General features: G+C 66.0%; 20 protein-coding genes. 12 read left to right on the top strand and 8 right to left on the bottom strand.

Annotated features, from left to right (window positions below):
- The 9 genes from E8P82_RS06830 to E8P82_RS06790 form a co-directional block, all read left to right on the top strand.
- On the top strand, positions 1-122 hold a 122-nt coding region (locus tag E8P82_RS06830), incomplete at its 5' end, for an integrase core domain-containing protein (RefSeq protein WP_136453735.1).
- Positions 123-147: 25 nt separating this feature from the next.
- Positions 148-933, top strand: a complete 786-nt coding sequence (locus tag E8P82_RS06825; protein WP_136453734.1) for a DeoR/GlpR family DNA-binding transcription regulator — start codon at positions 148-150, stop codon at positions 931-933.
- A gap of 87 nt (positions 934-1,020) precedes the next feature.
- A complete protein-coding gene (gnpA, locus tag E8P82_RS06820) occupies positions 1,021-3,231 on the top strand; it encodes a 1,3-beta-galactosyl-N-acetylhexosamine phosphorylase (RefSeq protein WP_136453733.1) in 2,211 nt (736 codons plus the stop codon).
- Between the two features lie 140 nt (positions 3,232-3,371).
- Positions 3,372-4,685, top strand: coding sequence for an ABC transporter substrate-binding protein (locus E8P82_RS06815; RefSeq protein WP_136453732.1), 1,314 nt, complete (start codon positions 3,372-3,374; stop codon positions 4,683-4,685).
- Between the two features lie 74 nt (positions 4,686-4,759).
- Positions 4,760-5,719, top strand: a complete 960-nt coding sequence (locus E8P82_RS06810) for a carbohydrate ABC transporter permease (RefSeq protein WP_136453731.1) — start codon at positions 4,760-4,762, stop codon at positions 5,717-5,719.
- Positions 5,720-5,722: 3 nt separating this feature from the next.
- The gene (locus tag E8P82_RS06805) at positions 5,723-6,634 is read left to right on the top strand and encodes a carbohydrate ABC transporter permease (RefSeq protein ID WP_136453730.1); all 912 of its coding nucleotides are present in this window, start codon (positions 5,723-5,725) and stop codon (positions 6,632-6,634) included.
- Between the two features lie 102 nt (positions 6,635-6,736).
- On the top strand, positions 6,737-11,956 hold the full coding sequence (locus E8P82_RS06800; RefSeq protein ID WP_136453729.1) for an endo-alpha-N-acetylgalactosaminidase family protein: 5,220 nt from the start codon (positions 6,737-6,739) through the stop codon (positions 11,954-11,956).
- Positions 11,957-12,113: 157 nt separating this feature from the next.
- On the top strand, positions 12,114-12,743 hold the full coding sequence (locus tag E8P82_RS06795; protein WP_136453728.1) for a hypothetical protein: 630 nt from the start codon (positions 12,114-12,116) through the stop codon (positions 12,741-12,743).
- A gap of 31 nt (positions 12,744-12,774) precedes the next feature.
- Positions 12,775-13,824, top strand: a complete 1,050-nt coding sequence (locus E8P82_RS06790) for a hypothetical protein (RefSeq protein WP_136453727.1) — start codon at positions 12,775-12,777, stop codon at positions 13,822-13,824.
- A gap of 235 nt (positions 13,825-14,059) precedes the next feature.
- Here the strand turns inward: E8P82_RS06790 and E8P82_RS06785 are convergent, their stop codons facing one another.
- Together E8P82_RS06785 and E8P82_RS06780 are read right to left on the bottom strand one after the other, a co-directional pair.
- Positions 14,060-14,947 carry an aldo/keto reductase gene (locus E8P82_RS06785; RefSeq protein WP_136453726.1) on the bottom strand — a complete coding sequence of 296 codons (888 nt, stop codon included), beginning with the start codon at positions 14,945-14,947 and terminating at the stop codon, positions 14,060-14,062.
- 91 nt (positions 14,948-15,038) lie between these two features.
- Positions 15,039-15,683: an NADPH-dependent F420 reductase gene (locus E8P82_RS06780; protein ID WP_168796505.1), complete on the bottom strand. Its 645-nt coding sequence runs from the start codon at positions 15,681-15,683 to the stop codon at positions 15,039-15,041.
- Positions 15,684-15,840: 157 nt separating this feature from the next.
- On the opposite strand from E8P82_RS06780, the gene efeU reads away from it, so the two are divergent.
- Genes efeU through efeB form a run of 3 tightly spaced genes read left to right on the top strand, consistent with a single transcriptional unit; the run spans position 15,841 to position 19,192 of the window.
- A complete protein-coding gene (gene efeU / locus E8P82_RS06775) occupies positions 15,841-16,704 on the top strand; it encodes an iron uptake transporter permease EfeU (RefSeq protein ID WP_136453724.1) in 864 nt (287 codons plus the stop codon).
- A 35-nt stretch (positions 16,705-16,739) separates the two neighbouring features.
- Entirely contained in the window at positions 16,740-17,906 is a 1,167-nt protein-coding gene (gene efeO, locus E8P82_RS06770; RefSeq protein WP_136453723.1) for an iron uptake system protein EfeO, read from the top strand.
- Positions 17,903-19,192 carry an iron uptake transporter deferrochelatase/peroxidase subunit gene (efeB, locus tag E8P82_RS06765; RefSeq protein WP_136453722.1) on the top strand — a complete coding sequence of 430 codons (1,290 nt, stop codon included), beginning with the start codon at positions 17,903-17,905 and terminating at the stop codon, positions 19,190-19,192. The genes efeO and efeB overlap by 4 nt, the downstream gene beginning before the upstream one ends.
- Positions 19,193-19,270: 78 nt before the next feature.
- Here the strand turns inward: efeB and E8P82_RS06760 are convergent, their stop codons facing one another.
- From E8P82_RS06760 to E8P82_RS06735, 6 genes are all read right to left on the bottom strand, one after another.
- Positions 19,271-19,900 carry a hypothetical protein gene (locus E8P82_RS06760; protein WP_136453721.1) on the bottom strand — a complete coding sequence of 210 codons (630 nt, stop codon included), beginning with the start codon at positions 19,898-19,900 and terminating at the stop codon, positions 19,271-19,273.
- Positions 19,901-20,060: 160 nt separating this feature from the next.
- Positions 20,061-22,988 carry a sialidase family protein gene (locus E8P82_RS06755; protein ID WP_246021032.1) on the bottom strand — a complete coding sequence of 976 codons (2,928 nt, stop codon included), beginning with the start codon at positions 22,986-22,988 and terminating at the stop codon, positions 20,061-20,063.
- Positions 22,989-23,050: 62 nt separating this feature from the next.
- Positions 23,051-23,401: a Sec-independent protein translocase subunit TatA gene (gene tatA / locus E8P82_RS06750; protein WP_136453719.1), complete on the bottom strand. Its 351-nt coding sequence runs from the start codon at positions 23,399-23,401 to the stop codon at positions 23,051-23,053.
- An 88-nt stretch (positions 23,402-23,489) separates the two neighbouring features.
- Entirely contained in the window at positions 23,490-24,164 is a 675-nt protein-coding gene (locus E8P82_RS06745) for an N-acetylmannosamine-6-phosphate 2-epimerase (protein ID WP_136453718.1), read from the bottom strand.
- On the bottom strand, positions 24,148-25,113 hold the full coding sequence (locus tag E8P82_RS06740) for an ROK family protein (protein ID WP_136453717.1): 966 nt from the start codon (positions 25,111-25,113) through the stop codon (positions 24,148-24,150). The genes E8P82_RS06745 and E8P82_RS06740 overlap by 17 nt, the downstream gene beginning before the upstream one ends.
- 5 nt (positions 25,114-25,118) lie before the next feature.
- Entirely contained in the window at positions 25,119-26,051 is a 933-nt protein-coding gene (locus E8P82_RS06735) for a dihydrodipicolinate synthase family protein (RefSeq protein WP_136453716.1), read from the bottom strand.
- Positions 26,052-26,054: the final 3 nt, after the last annotated feature.

The following is a 26,054-nucleotide window of genomic DNA, read 5'->3' as shown; positions in this document are numbered from 1 at the left end:
CCGCCCGAGCCGACACCTACCAAGCCTGGATCCACGACTACAATCACCACAGACCCCATACCGGCATCAAAGGCAAATCACCCATCGACCGCGTACACAACGTCCGTGGGAAGAACAGCTAGCCGTCAAGGATCACGAGGGAGGGTGATGGAGCGCGAGGACAGATTGTCCCGGCTGATCGACTTCGTCATCGACGAGGGGTCGGTCCATGTCGAGAAGGTGATGGAGCGCTTCGACGTCTCCGCCGCGACCGCCCGACGCGATCTGGATTCCCTTGCCGCCCAGCAGCTGATCATCCGTACCCGCGGCGGCGCGATGGTCAATTCGAGCTCGGGGGATCTCCCGTTGCGTTATCGGACGGTGCATCGCTGGCGCGAGAAGGCATCGATCGCGCGGAAGGTTGCCGACCTCATCTCTCCCGGCGATGTCGTCGCCTTCAACGGCGGAACGACGACGACGAGCGCCGCTCAGGAACTCGGCGTCAGGGTTGCCGGTGATGCGCGCTTCGACGACACGCTGACGACGGTGGTGACCAACGCGGTGAACATCGCCAACGACCTCATGGTCCGGACGCAGCTGCGCATCGTCGTCACCGGTGGTGTCGCGCAGGGCCGCTCCTACGAACTCATCGGACCGCTGGCATCCCTCATGCTGCCGCACATCTGCATCGACACCCTGTTCCTGGGGATCAGCGCACTGGATCTCGAGCACGGCCTGTTCACGCACCACGAGGGCGAGGCGGCCGTGAACGCCGAGATGGCGGCGATGGCGCGCCGCACGGTCGTCCTGGCCGACTCGAGCAAGATCGGGACGACCGCATTCGCACGGATCTGTCGTCTCGAGGAGGTCGAGGTCCTGGTCACCGACTCCGGCGTGAAGGACTCGGCCGTCACGGCGCTCGAGGCGTCCGGCGTCACATTGATCATCGCGTGAGGACCCGGATGCGTGCTCCCCGTGTGAGCCTGTTCGGCCGTGATCGCGATGCCGTTCCCCGACCCTTCTTCCGACTGGAGTAGCACCATGTCCACTGGACGTCTCACCCTTCCCATCCAACGCGGCCTCGACGATCAGCTGCCCGCCCTCCTGGAGCGCCTCGGGGCCGATGCCGTGCGCAATTCCGACGGCACCGAGCTGCCGGAATCGGTGCAGGATCTCGCGACGCGCGTGTACGCCACCTACTTCGTCGCCCGCGGCGACGAGGACTGGGCCCGGTCGCACCCTCAGCAGCGGACGCAGCTCTACCTGATGTCCCCGCGCGTTCCTGCCCCGGCCGAGGGGCCGCTGCGGATCCGCATCCTGTCCGGCTACTTCGCCGACCAGATCGCCCCCGACACGACGTGCGACATCTCGCGGTGGTGGGAAGTGCTCGATCGTACGGCGGGGCGGACTCTGGCTGCCGAGGAGTGGCGAGTGCTCGGTGACGGCGCCGACACCGTGGTGGAGATCCCCCGGGCACAACCGCACCACGTGTACACCGTGTCGTTCCTGGCGTTCCAGCTCTGGGATTCCACGCAGATGTACAACTACGTCACCAACGACTGGGCGTCGGATCCGACGAAGGTCAAGGAACAGCCCTACGATGCCCGCCACGACGAGACCTGGCAGCACATGCGCTCTTCCCTGGCGCACTGGCTCCAGGATCACCCGGAGGTCGACGTCGTCAGGTTCACGACGTTCTTCTACCACTTCACACTCGTCTTCGGAGCCGATGCCCGGGAACGCTACGTCGACTGGTTCGGCTACTCGGCCTCGGTGTCCGTGCCTGCCATGGAGGAGTTCGAGCGCGAGACAGGTATCCGGTTGAGGGCCGAGGACTTTATCGACGAGGGCTACTACAACTCACCCTTCCGGGTACCGACCGCCACCTTCCGTGCGTGGATCGACTTCCAGCACCGTTTCGTGACCTCGCGGGTCCGTGAGCTGACCACCCTCACCCACGAGGCCGGCAAGGAAGCGATGATGTTCCTGGGAGACAACTGGATCGGCACCGAGCCGTACGGTCCTCATTTCCCGGATGCGGGTCTGGACGCCGTGGTGGGATCGGTCGGTTCGGCCGCGACGTGCCGCATGATCTCCGACATCCCCGGCGTCCGGTACCGCGAGGGTCGCTTCCTGCCCTACCTGTTCCCGGACACGTTCAGGCCCGGGGGAGAGCCCGCACGGGAAGCCCTCGATGCCTGGTTGACCGCTCGGCGAGCCGTGGTCCGCTCGCCTCTCGATCGCATCGGCTACGGAGGGTATCTGTCACTGGCACTCGAATACCCCGACTTCGTGGACCGGGTGGAGGCCATCGCGGACGAGTTCCGTGAGATCCACGATCGCTCCGGGGGCCGGCGACCGGACAACGCCCCGTTCACCGTCGGGATCATCAATGCCTGGGGCAGCCTGCGCAGCTGGCAGACCCACATGGTCGCCCATGCACTGCCCTACCGGCAGACACAGTCGTATGTCGGCGTGATCGAATCCCTTGCGGGCTTGCCCTTCGAGGTGAGGTTCCTGTCGTTCGACGACATCCGTGCGTCGGTGCCCTCGGACATCGGCGTGCTCATCAATGCAGGGGCGGCCGGGACAGCCTACTCGGGCGGCGAGCTCTGGCGTGACCCGGCCCTGCAGACCTCCGTTCGCGCGTTCGTCGCACAGGGAGGCGGACTCATCGGCGTCGGGGAACCGAGCGCGGCTGCCGGCGGCGGAGCGGTTTTGCAGCTCTCCGACATCTTCGGCGTGGATCGTGAGCTCGGCTGGTCGCTGTCGACCACGCGGTACGACCAGCCGACCGAGGACCACTTCATCATCGATGATCTCGAGGACGCATTCGACTCCGGGGACGGTGCGGAGAACGTCGTCGTCACCAGCACCGACACCACGGTGCTCGCCATGCATGAGGGCACCGTCCGAGCCGCAGTACACCCGTTCGGGCGCGGCCGCTCCGTGTATCTGGCCGGGCTGCCCTACACGAGCTCGAACGCGCGTCTGCTCCACCGGGCGCTCTACTGGGCCGTGAATCGCGAGGACGAGCTCGCCGACCTCGGGTGGGCGGAGGATGCCCGGATGGAGGTGGCGTACTACGGCGAAGGTGAGCAGCTACTGGTCTGCAATGCATCCCATGACAGCGTGCACAGCGTCGTGCACTCACCCCTCGGCAGCACCGCCGTCTCCCTGGCGCCCGGCGAGAGCCGCTGGTTCACGCAGGACGATATGCGGGCTGCGACAGGAGCAGTTACCGGAAAGTGATCGAACGTGATTGATGCGACGTGATTCACGTCATATACTGGCAGGGCGTCATCTTGAGACAACTCTGGAGATACTGCGTAAATTCTGTGAATCCAGTCACGTGGGCGGCTAGCCCAACGACGATGTTGAGAGGTCAACCCATGACACCAGTCACCCGAACGAAGCGCGCGGCGCTCCTGGCCACCGTCGGCTTCCTGTCCCTGGGACTCGCCTCCTGTGGCGACTCGTCGACCGAGGCGGACGCACCCTCGGAGAGCGATCCCGTGACGATCACCTACACCCACCGGCTCCCTGACGGTGAGGGCATGACCACGGTCCAGGAGCAGGTGGACGAGTGGAACGCGGCCAACCCCGGGATCCAGGTCGAGCCGACGAAGTTCGACGGCGAGGCCGCCGAGATGTCCGTGAGGCTCGAGACCGACATCAATGCCGGAAACGGGCCCTGCCTCGCGCAGATGGGATACGCGGAAGTACCCGAGGCCTATGTGAAGGGCCTGCTCGCGGACGTGACCGAGGAGGCCGCTGCCTACGAGGAGGACTTCTCGGAGGGTGCGCGAGGACTCATGCAGGTCGGTGACGCGACCGTCGGGCTCCCGCAGGACATCGGGCCGCTCGTGTACTACTACAACGAGACGGAATTCGAGAACCTGGGTATCGAGGTACCGACGAATCTCGACGAATTCCGGGCCGCTGCGGAAACTGCGGCGGCAGACGGAAAGAACATCGCAGCTTTCATGCCCGACGAGGGCCAGTACTGGCTCTCTGCACAGGCGGCCGCGGCGGGCGACACGTGGTTCAGCACGAACGGCGACGCGTGGGTCGTCAACGCGAACGGCGACGGCGCGCAGAACGTGGCGTCCCTCTGGCAGGATCTGCTGGACAACGACGAGGTGCTGGTGCAGCAGCGCTGGGGCGACGGCTTCACCCAGGCGCTGACCGACGGAACTCTGATCGGCCATGTCGGTGCCGCCTGGGAGGCAGGGTTCCTGCTCGACGATCTGGACGGCACCGAGGCCGAGGGGCAATGGCGTGTTGCGCAGCTGCCCGATTACGGCAACGGCGTGATGAGCGGTCCGGACGGCGGCTCCGGGGTCGCGGTCATGGATGGATGCGAGAACCCCGAGGCAGCCCTGGAGTTCCTCGACTGGTTGAACACCAGCGGTGACTTCCTCGCCTCGCAGGGCCTGGTCCCCGCCGCCGACATCGAGGTGGAGACCCCGGAGAAGATGACCCGCCAGTTCGGCGGACAGGACGTCATGGGCGAGTTGGCCGTGGCGACCGAGAATCTCAACCCGGACTTCCCCTACGCACCGGGCTTCTCCTCCCTCGTGACCATGAGCGAGGAGGCCTCCAACGTCGCCGCGGGAGATGCTCAGGTGACCGACATCTTCGAGACCGCCCAGACAACGGCGGTGGCGACGCTGGAGAATCTGGGTCTTCCCGTCTCGGAGTAGCAGCCGGTGGTGGTGCGCCAGGATCAGCACCTGGCGCACCACCGTCATACCCGCTCGATGTAAGGAGCACGACGATGAGTTCGGCTACCGAAGTTGCCTCCGAGCCGCCTACGCGAGCCAGAAGCCCTGAACCGAGGACCCGGCGCAGGCGGAATCCCGGGGCGCGAACGGGTCTGCTCTTCATGGCGCCGTTCGCCATCCTGTTCATCGTCGTGTTCGTCATCCCGATCGTGGTCGCCATACGCTCTGCGTTCTTCGCCCAGGTGCCACGTAACGAGGGCCTGTTCGGCGGCGGCGGCGTCGTCGAGCAGTTCGTAGGACTGGACAACTTCATCACAGCGGCCAGCGGCACCGCCTTCTGGAGGGGAATGGGGCGTGTGGTGCTGTACGCCGGCATCCAGATCCCCATCATGATCGGCCTCGCGCTGGTTCTGGCTCTCCTCCTCGACTCCTTCCTGGTCCGACGGGTGGGCTTCTTCCGGCTGTCGTACTTCCTGCCCTACGCCATCCCCGGCGTCATCGCGGCGATGATGTGGCTCTACCTCTACACTCCGTCACTGTCACCTTTCCTGCCCTGGCTGCCGGACTGGGTCGATCTCATGACCCCCGGAACCATCCTGTTCTCCATGGCGAACATGACCACGTGGACGTACACGGGGTACAACATGCTCATCTTCCTCGCCGCGCTCCAGGCCATCCCGCACGACCTGTACGAGGCGGCACGGATCGACGGAGCATCCGGCTTCAAGATCGCCACGCGGATCAAGATTCCCAGTGTCCGTGGTGCTGCCCTGCTGGCAGTCCTGCTGTCCATCATCGGCACCATCCAACTCTTCAACGAGCCCGTGATCCTGGAAACCGTCAATCCCTGGATGGGCAAGGACTACACGCCGATGATGATGGCCTACAACACCATGACCGGCACCATTTCGCCATCGGGCTCGGGACCCGCGAATGCCATCTCCATCCTCATGGCCATCATCGCCGGAGTGCTCGCGGTCGTGTACGCCTCCCTACAGCGCAGGAGGGACTAACCCGTGAGTAGCATCGTCGAAGCAGCCGAGAAGCCCATCCGCCGGCAGATCAAGTCGGTGGAGGACCAGCCACCGAGGTCGATCGCCCCGAGCCCGGTATCGCGGGTGGTCACCACGGTGGTCCTCACTCTCGTCACGCTGTACTTCCTGCTCCCCGTCATCTGGCTGATCGTCGCCTCGACGAAGAGCAACTCCGATCTGGCCTCGACCTTCGGCTTCTGGTTCGCCGACATGAATCTCGGGACGAACTACGAGTCACTGATGTCCTGGACCCAGGGGCTCTTCTGGCGCTGGGTCGGTAACTCCCTGTTCTACTCGCTCACCGCGGGCGTGGTCGGCACCCTCATCTCGACGATGGCGGGGTACGCGGTTGCCAAATTCGTCTTCCCCGGACGTCGCACGATGCTTGCCGCCACGATGGCCGGGCTTCTGATGCCGATCGCACTGCTCACCATCCCGCTGTACACCGTCTTCAATGCGGTCGGTGCCACGAACACGGTCTGGTCCATCATCATCCCTTCTTGTGTCTCGCCGTTCGGGGTGTTCCTCGGGGTCGTGTACGCCCAGACGTCGGTCCCCGACGAGGTTCTCGAGGCAGCACGAATCGACGGTGCAGGGGAGGCGCGGATCTTCTTCACGATCGTCCTGCGCCTGCTCACGCCGGCGATGGTCACGATGTTCCTCTTCATCTTCGTGGCCACCTGGAACAACTTCCTCCTGCCGCTGATGATGATCTCCTCGCCCGAGCTCAAGCCCGTGACACTCGGGCTCTACGGGATGATCAGCTACTTCGCTCCGGACAAGGGAGCGGTCATGCTGGGCGCGCTGCTCGGCGTCGTCCCGCTCGTGATCCTTTTCTTCACCCTCCAGCGCTACTGGCGCTCCGGTCTGACCGCCGGGGCAGTGAAAGGGTAGGTCCGCGCGGGCCCACCATCGGTCGACGCCGCGCGTCGTCATGGACGAGCGATCAGTCATCCCACGTATCGGACGAAGACGTCATCGAGAGGAAAACCCTTCGTGAGAGCATCATCGAAGGCCCGCAATTCGCTGGTCTGCGCGGCAGTGGCCGGGCTCACCCTGGCACTGGTGCCGCTTCCAGCACAGGCCGCGAGCCTGCCGGTCGCTACGAGAGTGGGAAGCACGGCACCCGTCTCGGTGCAGCCGAAGTCGGCCCCGCCCGTTCCGTACCGTCTCGCCGGCTCTGTCCAGCCGCGAGCCACCGTGACTGATCCTCCCGAGCCGACCGATCCTCCCGAAGCGCCGGTTCCGACGGTGGTCCCGGCGAGCCAGTACACCATCATCGGCTTCAGCTCGGAATCGCCGGCGTACCCCGCGCCTCCGGCAGTGGACGGGACCGCTGCGGCGATCCTGACGGATGATCTCGCCGAGGAGTGGACCGTGAAGTACGCGGACGGTATCGCGGCAGACCCCTTCCCGCACTGGATAGCCTTCGACACGGGCAAGGAACGGGACCTGACCGAACTGCAGTACGCGATGAAGTCGGGGGTCGGACAGGCCAAGGGCTACGACGTCTACGTATCCTCCGACGCATCCGTCGCGGACGACCCGGAAGCGTCGGAGGGGTGGGGCGATCCGGTAGCGACCGGCGAGTTCGCGAATGCTCCCGGAACCATGCAGCAGGCGGAGTTCGCCGACGCCGTGACCGGCCGGTACGTCAAGGTCGAATTCACCTCCTCCTATCAGACCGGTGGGATCGTCGCAGCCAGCATCATCCGGGCGGTCGAACTGGCACGGCCGGTCCCGCCGGCCGGCGACGCAACCGCCCACGACCTCACCGCGGACGGTTTCACCGTCACCGTCGCCGAGGAATTCCCGCAGGCGCTCTCCTACAGCCTCGACGGCGAATCCCTCGCCGGACAGCCGGAACTGCTCAGCGGGTTCCGGATCAACGGAGTGGACCAGCAGGCGACCACGGCGTTCGAGGCTGTCGACGACGCGACGGCCCGCTATGTGTCGACCGTTCCCGGCCTGGGAGATCTGGAGATCACCTCGACCATCACGGTGGCCGGCAACGGCAGGGTCGTTTTCGAGATCGAGGACATCAGCGGGGCGCAGGAGTCCTCCGTGAACACGATCGCGATTCCCGGGCAGTCCCTCGTCCGGGTGTCCTCGACGGATGACGGCGCCTCGCTGTCACGGACGAGGATCGATACCGACTCCACCCGGACGGCGGACCGCTTCATCTCCCTGACCGACGAGACGAACACCGATGCGGCAAGCGTCGGGGCACCGTACGCCTTCGTGTCGACGGACGCACTCGCGGCCAGCGTCTACTCCAACGCCACCCCGGACCAGGAGCAGGGTGCCGGCACCGCGACGAACTCCCGCCTGAGCACGCAGATCACCGCCGACGCCGACGGCGTGCGGCATGCACAGCTCGCATCGGGCGCTTGGGTCTGGGCGCCGCGGGGTGCAACGGACGAGCGCGTGGCTCGCTACGAGAACCCGCGCGCCGAGATCGTGGTGACCGGAGACCGCAACGGTGTGAACGGAGTCGACTGGCAGGACGCAGCCATCCTGCTGCGGGACGTGCTGCCCGCGCCGAAGGGCGCCGATCGCGTCCCCGAGCGTGTCGCGCAGCGCATCCCGTTCAACATCGCGAGCGAGACGACGAATCCGTTCCTGAAGACCCTCGACAACACCAAGCGCATCTCCCTGGCCACGGATGACCTCGGCCAGTGGGTACTGCTGAAGGGCTACACGAGTGAGGGTCACGACAGCGCGAACACCGACTACGGCAGCAATTTCAACGAACGCGCCGGCGGGCTCGAGGACATGAACTCCCTGGTCGAGACAGGGGACGACTACAACGCCGACTTCGCCGTCCACGTCAATACGACGGAGGTGTACGAGCAGGCCGACGCCTTCAGTGAGCGGCTCATCCAGGGCAAGGGTCTCGGCTGGAACTGGCTGAACCAGTCACACCTCATCGACCAGCGCTACGATCTGGGCGAAGGGCACGTGCTCGATCGCTTCCAGGAGCTCCGGGACAAGGTCCCAGGACTCGACACGATCTACATCGACGTGTACTACTCGAGCGGCTGGCTCGCCGAATCGCTGGCGAGCCAGCTCCACGGCATGGGCTTCGAACTCGCCTCCGAGTGGGCCTACAGCTTCGAGGGCGACTCCATCTGGTCGCACTGGGCCAGTGACAAGCAGTACGGCGGCGTGACCAACAAGGGCATCAATTCCGCCATGGTCCGCTTCATCGGCAACACGAACCGCGACGTGTGGAACGTGGATCCGCTGCTGGGCGGCACCGTCCTGCGCGACTTCGAAGGCTGGAGCGCCAAGGACGACTGGAACGTCTACTACGAGGGGATCTGGAAGGAGAATCTTCCGACGAAGTACCTCCAGCACTTCCCGATCACCTCGTACGAGCAGGGAGTCAGGGCCACCTTCGAGGCACCGGTGGAAGCCCGGATCGAGGACGGCACCCGTGTGGTCACCCAGAACGGCGCGGAGGTGCTGCGCGGCGACACCTACCTGTTGCCCTGGGGCGAGACGAACGACGAGGGCATCAGTTCACCGCTCGACGCCGACAAGATGTACCTGTACTCGGGAACGGGCGTGACCCGAGCGTTCACGCTCACCGACGCGTTCGACGGTGTCACCGACTTCGTGCAGTACAGGCTGACCGACAGCGGACGGGTGAAGGTCGCCGATGTGAGCGCGCAGGACGGCGAGCTCACGCTCACCGCGGACGCGAACACGCCCTACGTCGTCGTACCGGTGGGCACTGCCCCTCCTGTGTCCGATGTCGATTTCGGAGAGCACACCGGCATTGTGGATCCCGGCTTCAACGGAGATTCCCTGGACCCCTGGTCACCCACCGGGGGAGCGGAGATCATCCGCACGCCGAAGGGCGATCCCGTCGTCCGGCTCGGGATCGACGAGTCGGGCATCTCGCAGCAGGTCGACGGACTGGAACCCGGCGCCCGTTACGCGCTCGGTGCCTACGTGGAGATCGGTCCGAGGGCAGAGCGTTCCACAGCGCTGACGGTCACGGGTGATGGCGTCGACGCCGAGAATCGGTTCGAGGTCACTCCTGCCCGCAACTACGTGGGAAGCGACACCAAGCACAACACGTACATGCAGCGCGCAACGGTCGAGTTCACCGCACCGGACAGCGGAACGGTCACGATCGGTGTGTCGGCAGCCGAAGGCGACCCGGCCGTCACCATCGACGATCTGCGTGTGCAGAAGATCGAGACGCTGGACGAGGGCGAGACCATCGGTGAGCCGATCGACGTTCCCGAGGACGCACTGTTCTGGGACTTCGAGGACAACCAGCCCGGCTGGGGGCCGTTCGTCCGCGGAGGAGCTTCGGGACTCAGTGATGCCGCGACGTCGATCAGCCGACTCAATCTGCCCTTCACGCAGAAGGAATGGAAGAACGCGCATGCACCGTTCAACACCGGTGCCATCAAGGGCAAGGCCATCGACGACGTCCTCAACGGGGCACACTCGCTGAAGGCCCACTACGAGTCGGACGGCCTGCTGTACCGGACCATCCCGGCGCGGGCTCCGTTCATCCCGGGCCATGAGTACGAGGTGAGCCTGTCCTACCAGTCCAGCAATGCGAACGTGTACTCCTGGGTCCTGGGCACCGACGACGTCGAGGCCGGAACCTCGAGTACCCTGCGTACCACGCCGCTCGGATTCGCGAACGAGACCAAGCGCCTGACGCAGAACTTCATCGCGTCCTGTGCTTCGGACTGGGTCGGACTGTCCAAGGCCGGCACCGCCACAGGCTCCGACCTGGTGATCGACGACGTCGTGATCCGGGATCTCGGGGCCACCGGTGACGAGCCGGGCTGTGCACGCGTCACGGTCGACGGCTCCGATGGTGAGTTCGCTCCTGGTGTCACCAGCACCCTGACGACGACCTTCACCAACTCGGAGAACACGCCGGTCACCAACATCGGTGTGGCCCTCGCCGACGTCCCGGAGGGCTGGACGGCCCAGGTCGCCGAGGAGAACGGCAATCTGTTCGACTCCGTGGCACCGGGGGAGACGGTGAGCACACAGTGGTTGCTGACTCCTGCAGCAGGAACGGCTCCGGGCGTCGTGGAGATCTCTGCTGCAGCGACGTACGACGTCGAATGCAAACCTCGCACCGTCCGGGGGTACCTGAATCTCAGGGTCGCCGAGCGCGCCGCGGTGCCGCTGAGCTCCATCACTCCGACGGCCTCGTCGCAGCAGCCGAACAATGCCACGGAAGGCAATGTCCGCTACGCCTTCGACAACAACACGAGCACGCTCTGGCACACGTCCTGGACGCCGACGCCCTTCCCGCACTGGGTGCAGATGGACCTCGGATCGACCTATTCGGTCGACGGCCTGGGCTACCTGAATCGCACCTCCGGCGGGCAGAACGGCCGGATCCAGGACTACACGGTCCAGGTCTCCGCGGACGGTACCAACTGGACCGAGGTCGCCGCGGGCGCCTTCCAGGCGGATTCCGCCTCGTACCAGAACGTCGACTTCCCGGAAGTGGACGTCCGGTACGTGAAGCTGAACGCGCTGAGCTCCCACAACGGTCTGCAGTTCGCTGCGGCAGCCGAGCTGAGGGTCTACGGCACGGGCGGCACGCCTCCCACCGGGTTCGCACCGGGTGAGCGCACCGCGGATCCGGACTGCGACGACGAGTCGCAGGCACCGGGTGCTCCTCGCGATGTCGAGGCGGTCGTCGACGACGACGGAGTGGTCCTTTCCTGGACCGCACCCGAGTCGGACGGTGGCTCCGACATCTCCGAGTACCGCATCTACCGTGAAGGCTCCGACGAGCCGATCGGTTCGGTCGACGCAGCCACGACGACCTTCCGGGTCGGCGGTCTGCAGGCAGGTACCTCGCAGCGGTTCGCTGTCGCGGCGGTCAACGAGACCGGCGAGGGAGCACGATCCGAGTGGACCGATGCCGTCACGGTCCCGGGGTCTCCGGTGCGTGCGTCGGTGGTGCCGCGGTGTTTGGGGGGGAAGGTGTATGTGTATGTGTCGGTGCTCAATGAGGGTGCTGGTCCGGTGGATGTGCGGGTGAGCTCTGATGTCGGGGTGAAGTCGTTCCGGGGTGTCCAGCCGGGGAAGTCGGGGTCGGCGGCGTTGAGTGCGCGGGCTGCCTCGATCGGGGATGGTCAGGTCGGTGTCGCGGTGACGGGCGCTGATGGGGTGGAGAACGAGTTCTCGGTGGCGTACGACGCGATCAGCTGCCGCTGAGACCGGGGTGGGGGGTGCCCGTGGGGGTAGGGGTGCGGGCACCCCCCTTTGTTCTCTCTTTTGGCTTGTGTTTTTGTGGCGGTTTGGCTTGTGGTCTCGTGATGGTGTGCGTTTCTGGGGTTTTGTAGTGTTTCTCGTGACGATAGGACAGGACGATATGAAGACGATGAGTGTGGTGGGCCGGGTGTCGGCGGTTGGTTTCGGTGCGGTGCTCCTGGCGGCGGCAGGTACGGCGATCGCGGCGGCGGATGAGGATTACGGGTCCTCGGATGTGGAGGTGCGGGTCGAGGTGCCGGTGATCGATACTCCGGGTGTGCTGGCGTTGACGATCGATGGTGAGGGTACGGCGGTGCTGGAGGAGAGTGGGTCCACGGATCTGGTGCGTCAGTTCACCGGGACCGTGCCGGCGGTGACGGTCTCGGATACGCGTGATCCCCAGGACATCCAGGACGGGGCAGTCTGGTATGTGCTGGGAACGGCGACGGACTTCGTCGGTGATGAGGGTCAGGACAATATCCCTGCGGCGAATCTGGGGTGGGATCCGCAGATCCTCACCGATGACTCCGACGGGCTGGTCTTCGCCGGTGAGGAGGTCGAGACCGTGATCGATGGTGGTGAGGGTCTGGGCCCGGAAGCCGATGATGCCGAGCTGTTCGCCTCGACCATCGATTCCCGGGCCACGGCACCAGGGGCCTGGACAGCCAACGCGTCCCTGTTCCTGCGCACGACACCGGATGTCGCTCCCGGCAGCTACGCCTCCACCATCACCCTCTCCCTCTTCGAATAACCATCTCCGAGCAGTGAAAAGGATCGACTGATTGAAGGACCGATCTCTGTCCGCCGTCCTGATAGTCATCATGGGCCTGCTGGTGGTCCTGCTGGGTCCCACCGTCCCGGCGGTGGCAACCGAGACATCCGACGAAGCAGTCACCTGGTCGCTGCGGCCGGCAGGGGAGAACGGGTCCGACGGGCGTTCCTGGGTCGAGCTGGAGCTCGACCCAGGAGCGTCCGTCACCGAATACGCGCAGGTGCAGAATTTCAGTGACCGTGAGGTCGAGTTCAGCCTGCAGTCCGCGGACGGCTACTTCACCGATACGGGCCGCTTCAATATGCTGGACGCCGGAACGCCCTCCACCGACGCCGGGCTCTGGATCGACATCACGGATTCGGTCGTCGTACCCGCGGGCGGCGAGGTGACGGTCCCGTTCACGGTCACCGTTCCGGCTGATGCTTCCCCCGGTGACCATCCCGCGGGTGTCTCGGCGAGTATCTTCTCGAGCGGGACGACCGACGGGGGAGCGGCGGTCGGCATCGAAAGTCGTGTGGGCTTCAGGGTCATGACGCGCGTGTCGGGGGACTTCGTCCCGGACCTGACGGCCAAGGTCGCAGCTCGCTACTCGATGAGCTGGAATCCCTTCCGACCGGGCACGGTGAATGTCGACTACGCCCTGCAGAACGCGGGAAACATCCGGTTGGGCATCAGCCCCGAGATTATCGTGGAGATGGTCTTCGGAGCCGGTCTTACGAGTGTTTCTGCTCCGAAGATTGCCGAGATAGCACCCGGGGAGGTCAGTCGTGCCTCCGTCGAGGTCAACAACATCTGGCCGTTGGCCGTACTGCATGTCTCGATCCGCGCCGAGGGACGCCCCGTCCTCGACGCCGAATCGACGGATCCGGTCCAGGTGCAGGAGACGGTGTCCGTCGTCGCCGTTCCCTGGCCGCAGCTGATCACACTGATCATTGCTGCGGGTATCATCGTCATGTTCATCGTCACCAGACGCAGGCAACGCAAGGCCATCGCGGCGCAGCTCGAACAAGCCCGTGCAGAAGGTCGACGGGAAGCGTCCGCACCCTCGGCCGACGTCTGACACCATCAGGCAATGTCTGACGTCGCCTTGACCTGGCTGTCGATGCGTAGCATGACGCGCAGCGAACTCTGCTCCGGAGAAGTTGTTTCCGGCCATCGCTCCGGGAATCCAAATCGCCGATAATCTACATTATGTCAAGTAACGGACCAGGGACCTGGTCGTGGGTCTGATTCGAACATCCCGGGGCTCCCCCGGAGCGCAGCTGCCTCCACTCCACCCGGGTGACCGCTGACGCTCAGGACGACCCGACGGCGTCGAGCTTCTGCTGGGACTCGGTGCTGAGCACGAGGCCGGCCGCGGCGACGTTCTCCTCCACATGTGACATCCGCCCGGTTCCCGGAATCGGGACGATCATCGGGGAACGCCCCAGCAGCCACGCCAGGCTCACCTGTGCCGGCGTCACACCCAGGTCCGTCGCCATCCGGGTGACAGCCGGATGGGTTCTTCCCCCTCGCGGGCCGAGCGGGAGGAACGGCAGATACGGGATGGACTCCTCCGTGCAGAGGTCGAGGACGTCGTGGTCCTGCTGATCACCGATGCTGAACGCATTGGACACCGTCGCGATGGCACTCTGCTCCAGTCCGCGCTTCAGCTGCGCGAGCGCGACATTGGACAGGCCGATGTGCTCGATCCTCCCCTCGGCCTTCAGCTCGAGCATGGTCCCCAGTGCCTCGTCGAAGTGGACGCCGTCGGCGACGTCCGGTCCACTCCAGCGAAGGTGCGTCACGGGAACCGTCTGAACTCCCAGCACACGGAGATCGCGTTCGTTCCCGTCCCGGAGCTGCTGGGGTCGGACTGCGACCGACAGTCCCCCGCGCGATGTGTTCCCGTAGCCGAGTTTCGTGGCGAGGACCACGTCTCCGTAGGGTCGAAGGGCATCCGCCACGAGACGATTCGCGACGTCGTGACCGTAGTACCACGCCGTGTCGATGACCTGGACTCCGAGTTCGACGGCGCGCCGAAGGACCGCCAGCGCCGGCTCGCGGTACGCCGGTCCGCCCCACACACCGGGTAGTCGCATTGCTCCGAAGCCGATGCGGGACACGGCCCGGCCGCCGACGTCGACGTGTCCTGCTGCCATTGCCGGTCGCCGTCCTGCGTCGGTCACGATCACCTTTCCCATGCACGTTCTTTTCGGTGTGATACACGAGACGTAGGGCGCTCACCGGTCGATCAGGTGAACGCCCTACGTCTCGTCTTTCCTGGAGCAGCTCCTAGACAGCTGCCCTTGCCTCATCGGCACTGAGAAGCTTCCCGTCGAGACCGCCGTGCTGGTGCAGGTCCCCCCGCAACATCTCGAGTCGTCCGGCAGCATCCAGCCCTCCGGCTCTCACCGGATCGAAGCCGGCGGCAGCGATGAGCCTTTCCACGGTCCGGGCCGCCGCATCGTCATCCGTCGCGTAGAACAGGGCAACCCGATCACCGGATCGACGGGACGCCGAGCCGAGATCGTCAGCACTCAGGGTGCCGAAGGCCTTGACGTACCGTGCTCCGGCAGGCAACAGGCCCGAGACGATCTGCGCTGCCGTCTGACGTTCAGGCAACGCGTTGGTGAAACCTCCCTGGCTATCAGGAGCGATCGGGTTCGACGGATCGATGACCACCTTGTCCTCCAGCTTCCCGGCCAACGCGGACACCAGGTCCTTCTCCGCGTCGAGCGAGACGGCGAGGACGACGGCGTCGGCCTGCTCCACAGCATCCTCGGTGGTCGCCGACGAGGCCAGCTCGCCGAGTTCCTCCGCCATGGAGTCGGTAGCGGACCGGTCGTGAGACGTCAGGATGACGCGCTCGCCGCCCTCCACGAGATTGCGTGCCACGCGGGAACCGATGTTGCCGATTCCGATGATTGCCGTTGTCATTGGAGCCTCCATTGTCGTGTCGGAAGTAGTACGTCTCTGAACCGGAGTGCGCGTGAGCATATTCCGCGGCGCCGGCACCGGGCCGGGTTTTTCCACTTGCGCATGATCGCCATTCACGATCTACTTTAGGTGAGGCATGCCTAACCCTGGAGGGACGATGCTCGCAAATTACCTGATCGGGCTGCGCGAAGGACTGGAAGCCACTCTGGTGGTCGTCATCCTCATCGCCTATCTCGTGAGAAGCGGTCGCCGCAACCTGCTGCCGCAGGTCTGGGCCGGTGTTGCGCTGGCTGCCGTCGTATCCCTTGGTTTCGGGGCTGTGCTGACCTGGGGACCTCGGCGTCTCACGTTCCAGGCGCAGGAAGCCATCGGCGGGATCCTTTCCATCGTGGCCGTCGGGTTCGTGACGTGGATGCTGTTCTGGATGGCGAGGAACGCTCGGGGACTCTCCGCCGATCTGCGCGGGAAGGTGGACGTCGCCGCAGGAGTGGGTGGTGCGGGCCTCGCTCTCGTCGCGTTCCTCGCCGTCGGTCGCGAGGGTCTGGAGACGGCGCTCTTCCTGTGGGCAGCCACTGAAGCTGCAGCAGGAACCGGCGGCACGACCGTCGCTCCCCTGTTGAGTGCGCTCGCCGGGATCCTGAGCGCAGTGGTGCTGGGCTACGCCTTCCACCGCGGCGTGCTGCGGATCAATCTGTCGACCTTCTTCATGTGGACCGGGGCGATCCTGATCGTGGTGGTGGGTGGAGTGCTGGCCTACGGAATTCACGACCTGCAGGAAGCCGCAATCCTCCCCGGTCTCAACAACCTCGCTTTCGACGTCAGCGCCGCGGTCCCGCCCTCCTCCTGGTACGGCACTCTGCTCAAGGGCGTGTTCAACTTCTCCCCTGCCACGACCTGGCTCGAGGCTGCTGCGTGGATCCTGTACGTGGTGCCCACCCTCACACTCTTCCTGGTCCACATCCGTCGCCCAGCCACTGTCGACGCACCGGTCCGCCGCGAGCACTCCCCCGCCGCGGCCTGAGCGTCGCCCTGTTCTCGTCCTTCGAAGGAATACGCATGAAGAAATCACTCGTCCCGCTGGCATGTTCTGCGATCGCGCTCTCACTCGGAGGCTGCGGGCTGACCGAGGCGAACGCACCGGCCAGCACCGGTGAGGACGGACCGATCACCGTGACATCGACGGCCGAGAACTGCGACGTCTCGGCCACCGAGGTGGGATCCGGCAATCTGGCCTTCCGGGTGAGCAATGAGGGCGACGAGGTCACGGAGTTCTATCTCTACGGGTCGGACGGACTGCGTATCGTCGGCGAGATCGAGAACATCGGGCCCGGGCTCACGCGTGACCTGGTGGTTCGTGCCCCCGCGGGCGAGTACGTCACGGCCTGCAAACCCGGAATGCAGGGCGAAGGTATCCGCAGCGCCTTCACGGTCACCGAATCCGGGGAGGACCTGTCGGTGCAGGGCGTCGATGAAGCCGATATCACGGCCGCAGAGACCCAGTACGGCGCCTACGTGCGCGACCAGGGACAGGAACTCGTGGACGCCACCGAGGCGTTCCTCGCTGCCTATACGGCCGGTGACGACGACAAGGCGCGCAGCCTCTACCCCACTGCCCGCCAGCACTGGGAGCGGATCGAAACGGTGGCGGAGTCGTTCGGCGATCTCGACCCGAAGATGGATCTGCGCGAGGCCGATCTGGAGCCCGGACAGGAGTGGACCGGCTGGCACCGTATCGAGAAGGATCTGTGGCCGCCGGCGTCGGGCTACGAACCGCTGAGTGCCCAGGCACGGGAGCCCGTCGCAGCAGACCTGATGAGTAACACGGAGCTCCTCAACGAGCGGTTGCAGGACCAGACCTACACCGTGAGCGACATCGGCAACGGGGCCAAGGGTCTGCTGGACGAGGTCGCGGCGGGCAAGATCACCGGCGAGGAGGACATCTGGTCCCACACCGACCTGTACGACTTCCAGGCCAATGTCGACGGCGCCCGCGTCGCGTACGAGGGCGTGAAGCCGCTCCTCGACGCGAAGGACGAGGCCCTGTCGGAGGAGATCGGCACCCGCTTCGACACGCTGCAGGAACTCCTGGATCAGTACCGAACCGATGACGGTGGCTTCGTCTTCTACGACACTGTCGGGGCGTCCGAACGCAAGGAGCTCTCGGATGCCGTGAATGCTCTCGGTGAACCGCTCTCGAAGATGACAGGAGCCATCATCCTGTGACCCCGAAACGCGACGACGACAGAACGGGGCGCGCCCAGGGTGGCGTGTCGCGCAGAGGACTCTTCGGGGCCGTCGGCGTCACGGCCATTGCAGGGGCGTCGGGCGTTGCGGGCTGGGGTGTCGCGCATGCTCAGGAGGACAAGCCTTCCACGACAGCGCTGAGGTACCCCTTCCACGGCGAGCATCAGGCCGGAATAGTCACCCCGGCACAGGACCGGCTACATTTTGCCGCCTTCGATGTCACCACCGATTCCCGCGACGCGCTCGTGGAGTTGCTGCGGGCCTGGACCGACGCGGCTGCCGCCATGACCGCGGGGGAACTCGTGGGTGCCGGTTCACCCCTGCCCTATGACGCCCCGCCCGACGACACGGGCGAGGCCCTGGGCCTGGACACGGCCGGTTTGACCATCACCATCGGCTTCGGTCCCAGTCTGTTCGAGAAGGACGGCGTGGACCGGTTCGGGCTGAGGGACCGCCAGCCACGGGAACTGCGCAGGTTGCCCCACTTCCCCGCGGACAATCTCGACGAGGCTCGTAGTGATGGTGATCTCTGCGTCCAGGCCTGCGCCAACGACCCCCAGGTGGCGGTGCACGCCATCCGCAATCTCGCCCGCATAGGGTTCGGGACGGTCGCCATGCGATGGGCGCAGCTCGGCTTCGGCCGTACATCGTCCACCAGCACGGCGCAGGCCACTCCCCGCAATTTGTTCGGCTTCAAGGACGGAACCTCCAATCTGAAGGCCGAGGAACCCGAGGACCTGGCCGACTTCGTCTGGGTCCAGGAGGCGGACGACCCCGCTGCATCCTGGCTGACCGGCGGCTCCTATCTGGTGGCCCGACGTATCAGTATGCGGATCGAGACCTGGGACCGCACGAGCCTGCGGGAGCAGGAGACCCTCATCGGACGCGACCGGGTCGACGGGGCGCCCCTGTCCGGCGGCACCGAGTTCAGCGAACCTGACTTCGCCCTGGCGGGCCGGGACGGGCCGATCATTCCGATGGACTCCCACGTGCGGCTGGCGCATCCGACCCACAACAACGGCACCAAGATGCTGCGACGCGGATACAACTTCACCGACGGAGCCGACGCTCTGGGCCGGCTCGATGCCGGACTGTTCTTCATCGCGTTCGTTCGCGAACCGCAGAGCCGATATGTGCCGTTGCAGACCACCCTGTCGAGGGACGATGCCCTCATGGAATACCTCGAGCACACCGGCTCCGGGCTGTGGGCGATCCCTCCCGGCGCCACGGAGGGCACCTACCTGGGGCAGAGCCTCTTCGCATAGGCCAGCCGTTCGTTCGCTCGACGCAAGCCGGCCCGTGACCGCCGTACCCGCTGGTCGGCGAATGCGGACGTGGTGTGGTTATTCGAAGAGGGAGAGGGTGATGGTGGAGGCGTAGCTGCCGGGAGCGACGTCCGGTGTCGTGCGCAGGAACAGGGACGCGTTGGCTGTCCAGGCCCCTGGTGCCGTGGCCCGGGAATCGATGGTCGAGGCGAACAGCTCGGCATCATCGGCTTCCGGGCCCAGACCCTCACCACCATCGATCACGGTCTCGACCTCCTCACCGGCGAAGACCAGCCCGTCGGAGTCATCGGTGAGGATCTGCGGATCCCACCCCAGATTCGCCGCAGGGATATCCGCCTGACCCTCATCACCGACGAAGTCCGTCGCCGTTCCCAGCACATACCAGACTGCCCCGTCCTGGATGTCCTGGGGATCACGGGTATCCGAGACCGTCACCGCCGGCAGGGTCCCGGTGAACTGACGCACCAGATCCGTGGACCCACTCTCCTCCAGCACCGCCGTACCCTCACTATCGATCGTCAACGCCAGCACACCCGGAGTCTCGATCGCCGGCACCTCGACCCGCACATCGACATCCGAGGACCCGTAATCCTCATCCGCCGCCGCGATCGCCGTACCTGCCGCCGCCAGGAGCACCGCACCGAAACCAACCGCCGACACCCGGCCCACCACACTCATCGTCTTCATATCGTCCTGTCCTATCGTCACGAGAAACACTACAAAACCCCAGAAACGCACACCATCACGAGACCACAAGCCAAACCGCCACAAAAACACAAGCCAAAAGAGAAAGGGAACAAGGGGGGGTGCCCGCACCCCTACCCCACGGGCACCCCCCACCCCGGTCTCAGCGGCAGCTGATCGCGTCGTACGCCACCGAGAACTCGTTCTCCACCCCATCAGCGCCCGTCACCGCCACACCGACCCGACCATCCCCGATCAAGGCAGCCCGCGCACTCAACGCCGCCGACCCCGACTTCCCCGGCAGAACACCCCGGAACGACTTCACCCCGACATCAGAGCTCACCCGCACATCCACCGGACCAGCACCCTCATTGAGCACCGACACATACACATACACCTTCCCCCCCAAACACCGCGGCACCACCGACGCACGCACCGGAGACCCCTGGACCATGAGCGAGTACGCCTCGGCGGTGATGGTTGCCCGAGCGGTCAGGGAACCATTCGACCCTGTGACTGGGGTGTCGACCGGTGCGATCTCGCCGTCGGCCACCTGTGCTTCGGACAGGGCGAAGGACCTGGTCAGTGTTGTCTCCTCGTCGGCGGTCAGAGTGTCACCCTCGCCGTCCCAGCCGTCCGCCGTCACGTCCATGAGTCTCACATTGCCGCTGTTCGTGATGACCGCTGTCTGCGTGACCTCGTCGCCCACGCTGTCCTGCCCGTCACCGTCGGTGTCGACGATGGAGGTCTCCACACCGCCGGCTGACAGAGCCGGGTTGCGCTCGGCGAGATCTACCTCACCGCCGTCGATGGTCAGCTGCTTCGCCGCGAAGCCGGATGCCGTCAGGGACCACTCGGTCAGCGGAACGAAGAACCCGTCCGCAGCCTCCTGCTCCGTCACGGTGTGACGCGGTGTGCCACAGGTGTAGCTCTGCCCGACGGGTAGAACGGAGTACCGGCAGTTGCCCGCACCCGGCGGCACGAGCGGCGTGAAGTTGCCCGACGTCGGTGCCACGGCTTCTGTGACCAGACCCGTGTTGGTGATGCGGAAGGAGTACGGCACCTTCTCACCGGCGGCGTAGCGGTTGGCCGCGAGGTCCCGCGTATCATCGGTGCGTGATCCGACGATGTCGGCAGCCAGGGCCTTCTCCTTGCCCGCAGCGGTCAGGAAGACCGGCGCTCCCGTGAAATTGACCGTCGTCGTCAGCGCCGAGTTCGAGGTGGAAGTGGATTCGAAGGTGGCCTTCGGAACGAAGTACCCCTGATCGAGCTCCTGTTGCGTCACGGTGTGCCGCGCTGTGGTGCAGGTGAAGGCGCTGCCTGCTCCCAGGTTCCGGTACCGACAATTCGGTGCCCCGGTGGGGAGGAACCCGACGTCGAAGGTGCCGGCGACCGGAACGGCGTTCGTCGCCACTGTGGCGGTGCTCCTCACCGTCAGGTTGTAGGCAAGGCGGTCCCCCACCTGGTACGGAGTGGTCGTCAGGTCCCGATCAGGGGTTGCGGCCGCGCCGGTGATCGTCAGACCGACCGCATCGGCTGCCGCACGGAACGTGGTCCGTGACTCACCGCCCTGGCTCGACGTGAAGACCGCGTCGAGCGTGGAGGCCGGTGAGGCGTTCGCCGCGGGGGTCAGCGTCACGGTGACGGTCGCCGTTGCGCCGGGAGCGATGGTCGGGACATCGACCGGAGGAGCGGTCCATCCCGTCGGTGTGTCGATGGTGACCTGTCCCGAGAGCTCGTCCTGTTCCTGGTTCGTGATGGTCACCGGGACCTCGATCGGTTCACCCAGGGTGACCTCGATGTCGGCGACCTCCAGCGGCGCGCACGTGTAGTTCAGCCATGCGTCGTCGAACCCTGCGAAGGTGATGCCGTTGGAGTAACTCGACTCGTACAGCAACCCGATGCGTCCCTCGTCCAGCCGCTCGAGCGTGGAGTAGGCGGCGAAGCCTGAGCGGACACCGCGGATCGATGGCCAGGTCTGCCCGTCGTCGCACGAGACGCGAACCGCCAGGTTGCTGCGGGAGGACTGACTGTTCGAGTTCGAGAACAGCAGCTTCCTCGCATCCGGTGATCCCTCGGGAGCATCGGGGAACAGTCGCGTGATCGAGGCGTTGTTGGTGGGATCGGGAAGCTCCTGGTCGACGGTGACCGGGCCGTAGCTCTGCCCTCCGTCGGTGGAGATCGCGACCTTCCGGTACCCGCCACCGCCGCTGTCACGGGAGTTCAGCATGACCCGCCCATCGGAGAGCTCGACAGTCTTGTTCTCGTCCATCTGGACCCCGACGTTCGAACCCTTCTGCCACGTCGCGCCGTGATCGTCGGAGTAGACACTGTAGGCCTGGATGGTACGGGACCCGTTCGGCTGCACCGTGTCTCCCACATACTGTTGGATCAGGCGACCGGCGTACTGACCGTATTTCAGCTGGATACCCTCACCCGAGGTGGCGAAGTTGCCGCGGATGTCCCCCGGCTGAGGATTCGCGGGATTCGACGCCGGCTTCGTCACGCCGGTGATCAGTCGCGGTTGTGACCAGGTGAGACCGCCATCCGTCGACTCGATCACGGCGGAGCTGATCACGTTCCGGTTGGCGTCGTCGTTGCCGAAGGCGCTCCCCTGGAAGCCCTGGTCCTTGGAGTGGACGAAGAACGCGAACACCGACCCGGTCTCCTCGTCGACGACGTAGCTGGGGTCGCTGTAGCCGAACCGCGGGGTCTCCTCGCCGCCTGCGGTGACCGATCCGGCCGCGATGACCTGGATGGGTCCCCAGCTGCGCCCGCCGTCGACGCTGCGTCGCTGGACGATCGAGTTGGGGTTCGGTGCGTCCGCGGCGCTGAAGGGGCGGCCGTCCCAGGAGGCGAGCACCACGCCGTCGCCGAGGTACGCCAGCGCGGGTATCCGGTAGGAAGCGAAAGGAGCGATCAACTCTTCGCCGCTGTTCTCCTCCGAGAACGTCCCCGGATCTCCTGCCGGTCCCTTGATCGGTGCCGGCTCCGCGGAGGCAGGAACCACCGGTCCCAACGCCAGTCCGAGTCCGAGCAGGACCGCTGCGGGAGTCCGGACTGCCCTGCGGTTCGTTCTTGTTTCCTTCACGACGTCCTCCAGATGGTTGGGAACTTCTCCCGGTGGGGATGACTCAGGGTAGGTACACCGGACTACGGGACGCTTGGTGACGAGGAACCGCTGTGCTGCGCCCGACCTACCGGGTGCTCGTCCTGGACCGGGTGCTCGTCCTGGACCGTGTGCCTGTGCGTGGACGCCGGCTGCGCGGTGTGCGCAGCACTGGGCCGAGGGTCCTGCCGGTGCGCGTCGGTGACATCGGTGACGTCGTGCTCGTCGTGCCCGGATCCAGCCGTGGTGTTCTCATCCTTGAGCTGCCTGACCTCGGACTTGAAGATGCGCAGCGATTGCCCCACGCTCCGCGCAAGTCCGGGGAGCTTGGGAGCGCCGAACAGAACGATCGCCAGAACGACGACGATGACGATGTGCCAGCCTTCGAGCCTCATGAGTGGTGTCCTTTCGAGGGGGTCTGCAGGGAGAACTGATCGGGTGAATCCGTCGGGATGATGGAACGCGCAGGCATGGTGGAGCTGCTCATGCCGACAGCGCCGAGGCGAACCAGTCCGTGATGGTGGCCGGGTGGGTGATGGCGGTGCCGACGACGACGGCGAAAGCGCCCGCGTCGAGTGCCTGACGCCCCTGGGCAGGGGTGTGGATACGGCCCTCGGCGATGATCGGTACGCCCAGACCGGATCCCGCGAGTTCGCGCAGGAGATCGAGATCGGGGCCGGTGGTCTTGGGCCGTTCTCCGGTGTATCCGGCGAGAGTGGTGCCGATCAGGTCGGCACCGGCCTCTTCCGCGGCGCGTGCGTCGGCAAGGGAGCCGCAATCGGCCATCACCAAAGCGTTCGATCCGCCGTGCACCCTGGTGATGGTCTCCTGCAAGGAGAGTCCGTCGGGACGTGGTCTCCGGGTGCCGTCGAGCGCGACGATGTGCGCGCCCGCCTGCGCACAGGCCAGTGCGTGATGCACGGTCGGCGTGATGAAGACACCCTCCTGCCCGTCCTTCCACAGTCCGATCACGGGAACCTCGACGGCCGATCGGGTGGCCTGGATGTCGGCGATGCCCTGGACCCGCACGGCTGCTGCTCCACCGATGACGGCGGACTGCGCGAACTGCGCGGTGGTTCGCGGATCCCTCATCGGTTCGCCGGGATACGCCTGGCAGGAGACGATCAAGGAGGAACGGAGACTATCGAGCTGCAGCATGGTGTCCTTCAGGGATGTCGATGAGCGCCAGGGCCCGGCGTGCCGCTCCCCGGATGGCGGCCGTGGTGCCGAGTTCGGCCGGGACGATGTCGAGGCCGAGCAGCGGGAGCAGGAGTTCCTGCCGTGCGGCATCCTGCATGGCGTCCCACCAGAGCGGACCCGCCGAGGCGAGTCCTCCCCCGACGACCACGACGTGGGGGTCGAGGACATTGGCGAGTCCGCCGATCATCTGACCGGCTGCCGCTGCACCACGCTGGACGGCGGCAAGGGCATGCCGGTCTCCCGCGACGGCGAGTCGATAGACGGCGCGCGTGTCCGCCGCGGAGGTGCCACCGAGTCGCTGGAACAGGGCGTGGATGGACGGTCCTGATGCGATTGCCTCGACGTGCCCGGCACCTCCGCAGGTGCAGGGCAGCGGTACGCCGTCGTCGTACGCGAGCGGGGATGCGATGTGGCCCACATGGCCGGCCGTGTGGGTGGCACCTTCGAGGCCTTCGCCGCGCAGTACGAAACCGCCACCGACACCCGTGCCCATGCCGACGAACAGGATGCTCTCCGCGTCCGCGCCTGCCCCGAGCCAGCTCTCGCCCAGGGCGTGCGCGTGGACGTCGTTGATCGCCGTGCTGGGCAGACCCGTCCGTGCGGCGAGTCCTGCGGTGAGTCGCGTGCCGGCCCAGGCCGTGATCGCGTCGGTGGCGGAGACGACGACGCCGCTGTCGGAGTCGATCACCCCTGCCGAGCCGATCCCCAGCCCCTGGACGACCAGGTCCTGCGCTCCGGCCTCGCTGACGAGTGTCGCTACGAGGGACGCGGCCGCATCGAGGACGGCTTCGGCGCCGTCCCGTGCCGGTGTGGGAACCTCGCGGTGGAGCGCCAGACCTCCGGACACATCGACGACCCCGCCTGCGATCTTGGTGCCTCCCAGGTCGAGGCCGACGACGTGTGGCACGGGGCTCAGAGCAGTCCGGTGTTCTCGAGGACGGTGCGGATGAGAGCCGTCTCGTCCTCGTCGAGCCGTACCATCGGTTCGGACATCACGTTCGTGTCGATGACACCCAGGAGCATGAGCGCCGTCTTGAATGCGCCCAGACCCGCGGCCCCCGGTGATACACGTCCCGGTGTGGGCGCATAGACGATGTTGAAGACCTCGGCCAGGCGGTCCTGCTCGCGTGCCGCAGCCGTGTGGTCACCCCGGCGGCTCGCGTCGTAGAGCGCCGCGTAGCCCGCCGGATCGACATTGCCGAGCCCCGGTACCACTCCGTCCGCGCCGCCGAGGAGAGCTCCGTCGACCACGACCTCGTGTCCGGTCAGGACGTCGAAGTTCTCGATGTTCCTGGTCGCGAGGAGGAGCTGGCGGAACGAGACGTCGTCGCCCGAGGAGTCCTTGACACCCGCGAGCACGCCGTCCCGGGCGAGGGCCACCAGTAGACCGAGCGGCAGCTTGAAGTGAGTCCGGACGGGTACGTCGTAGGCCAGCAGGGGGACGTCGAGCGCGGCATGCAGCGACCGGAAGTGTGCCTCCGTCTCGCGCAGGTCCGAGATGGCGTAGAACTGCGACGTGGCGACGATCGCATCGGCCCCGAGGTCGATCAGTCGTCGTCCCTCGTCGATGACGCGCGCTGTCGTCTGTTCGTTGGCTCCGACGACCACCGGGACCTGACCCGCGTTCACGCCCACGATCGTCCTCACGACGAGGTCCCGTTCCTCATTGGTCAGATAGGAGACCTCGGCCGAGGAGCCCAGGACGAACAGTCCGCTCACGCCGCCGTCGAGCAGATACTTCGTCAGTCTCTCGAGTGAACCGGTATCGACGGCGCCGTCGTTCGAGCGGGGCGTGACGACGGGGGGGATGACGCCGTGGAAACCGGGCGTGGATCGGGTGTTCAAGAT

The organism is Arthrobacter echini (assembly GCF_004803505.1).
In the GTDB taxonomy this organism is placed as follows: Bacteria; Actinomycetota; Actinomycetes; order Actinomycetales; family Micrococcaceae; genus Arthrobacter_D; species Arthrobacter_D echini.
Note: the sequence above shows the minus strand (reverse complement) of the source record. Positions and strands in the feature narration are given on the sequence as shown.

What these genes read in the sequence shown, in the direction of transcription:
- E8P82_RS06825 (WP_136453734.1), top strand. Translation starts at nt 148, where the DNA reads ATGGAGCGCGAGGACAGATTGTCCCGGCTGATCGACTTCGTCATCGAC.
- gnpA (WP_136453733.1), top strand. Translation starts at nt 1,021, where the DNA reads ATGTCCACTGGACGTCTCACCCTTCCCATCCAACGCGGCCTCGACGAT.
- E8P82_RS06815 (WP_136453732.1), top strand. Translation starts at nt 3,372, where the DNA reads ATGACACCAGTCACCCGAACGAAGCGCGCGGCGCTCCTGGCCACCGTC.
- E8P82_RS06810 (WP_136453731.1), top strand. Translation starts at nt 4,760, where the DNA reads ATGAGTTCGGCTACCGAAGTTGCCTCCGAGCCGCCTACGCGAGCCAGA.
- E8P82_RS06795 (WP_136453728.1), top strand. Translation starts at nt 12,114, where the DNA reads ATGAAGACGATGAGTGTGGTGGGCCGGGTGTCGGCGGTTGGTTTCGGT.
- E8P82_RS06785 (WP_136453726.1), bottom strand. Translation starts at nt 14,947, where the DNA reads ATGGGAAAGGTGATCGTGACCGACGCAGGACGGCGACCGGCAATGGCA.
- E8P82_RS06780 (WP_168796505.1), bottom strand. Translation starts at nt 15,683, where the DNA reads ATGACAACGGCAATCATCGGAATCGGCAACATCGGTTCCCGCGTGGCA.
- efeU (WP_136453724.1), top strand. Translation starts at nt 15,841, where the DNA reads ATGCTCGCAAATTACCTGATCGGGCTGCGCGAAGGACTGGAAGCCACT.
- efeO (WP_136453723.1), top strand. Translation starts at nt 16,740, where the DNA reads ATGAAGAAATCACTCGTCCCGCTGGCATGTTCTGCGATCGCGCTCTCA.
- E8P82_RS06760 (WP_136453721.1), bottom strand. Translation starts at nt 19,900, where the DNA reads ATGAAGACGATGAGTGTGGTGGGCCGGGTGTCGGCGGTTGGTTTCGGT.
- tatA (WP_136453719.1), bottom strand. Translation starts at nt 23,401, where the DNA reads ATGAGGCTCGAAGGCTGGCACATCGTCATCGTCGTCGTTCTGGCGATC.
- E8P82_RS06745 (WP_136453718.1), bottom strand. Translation starts at nt 24,164, where the DNA reads ATGCTGCAGCTCGATAGTCTCCGTTCCTCCTTGATCGTCTCCTGCCAG.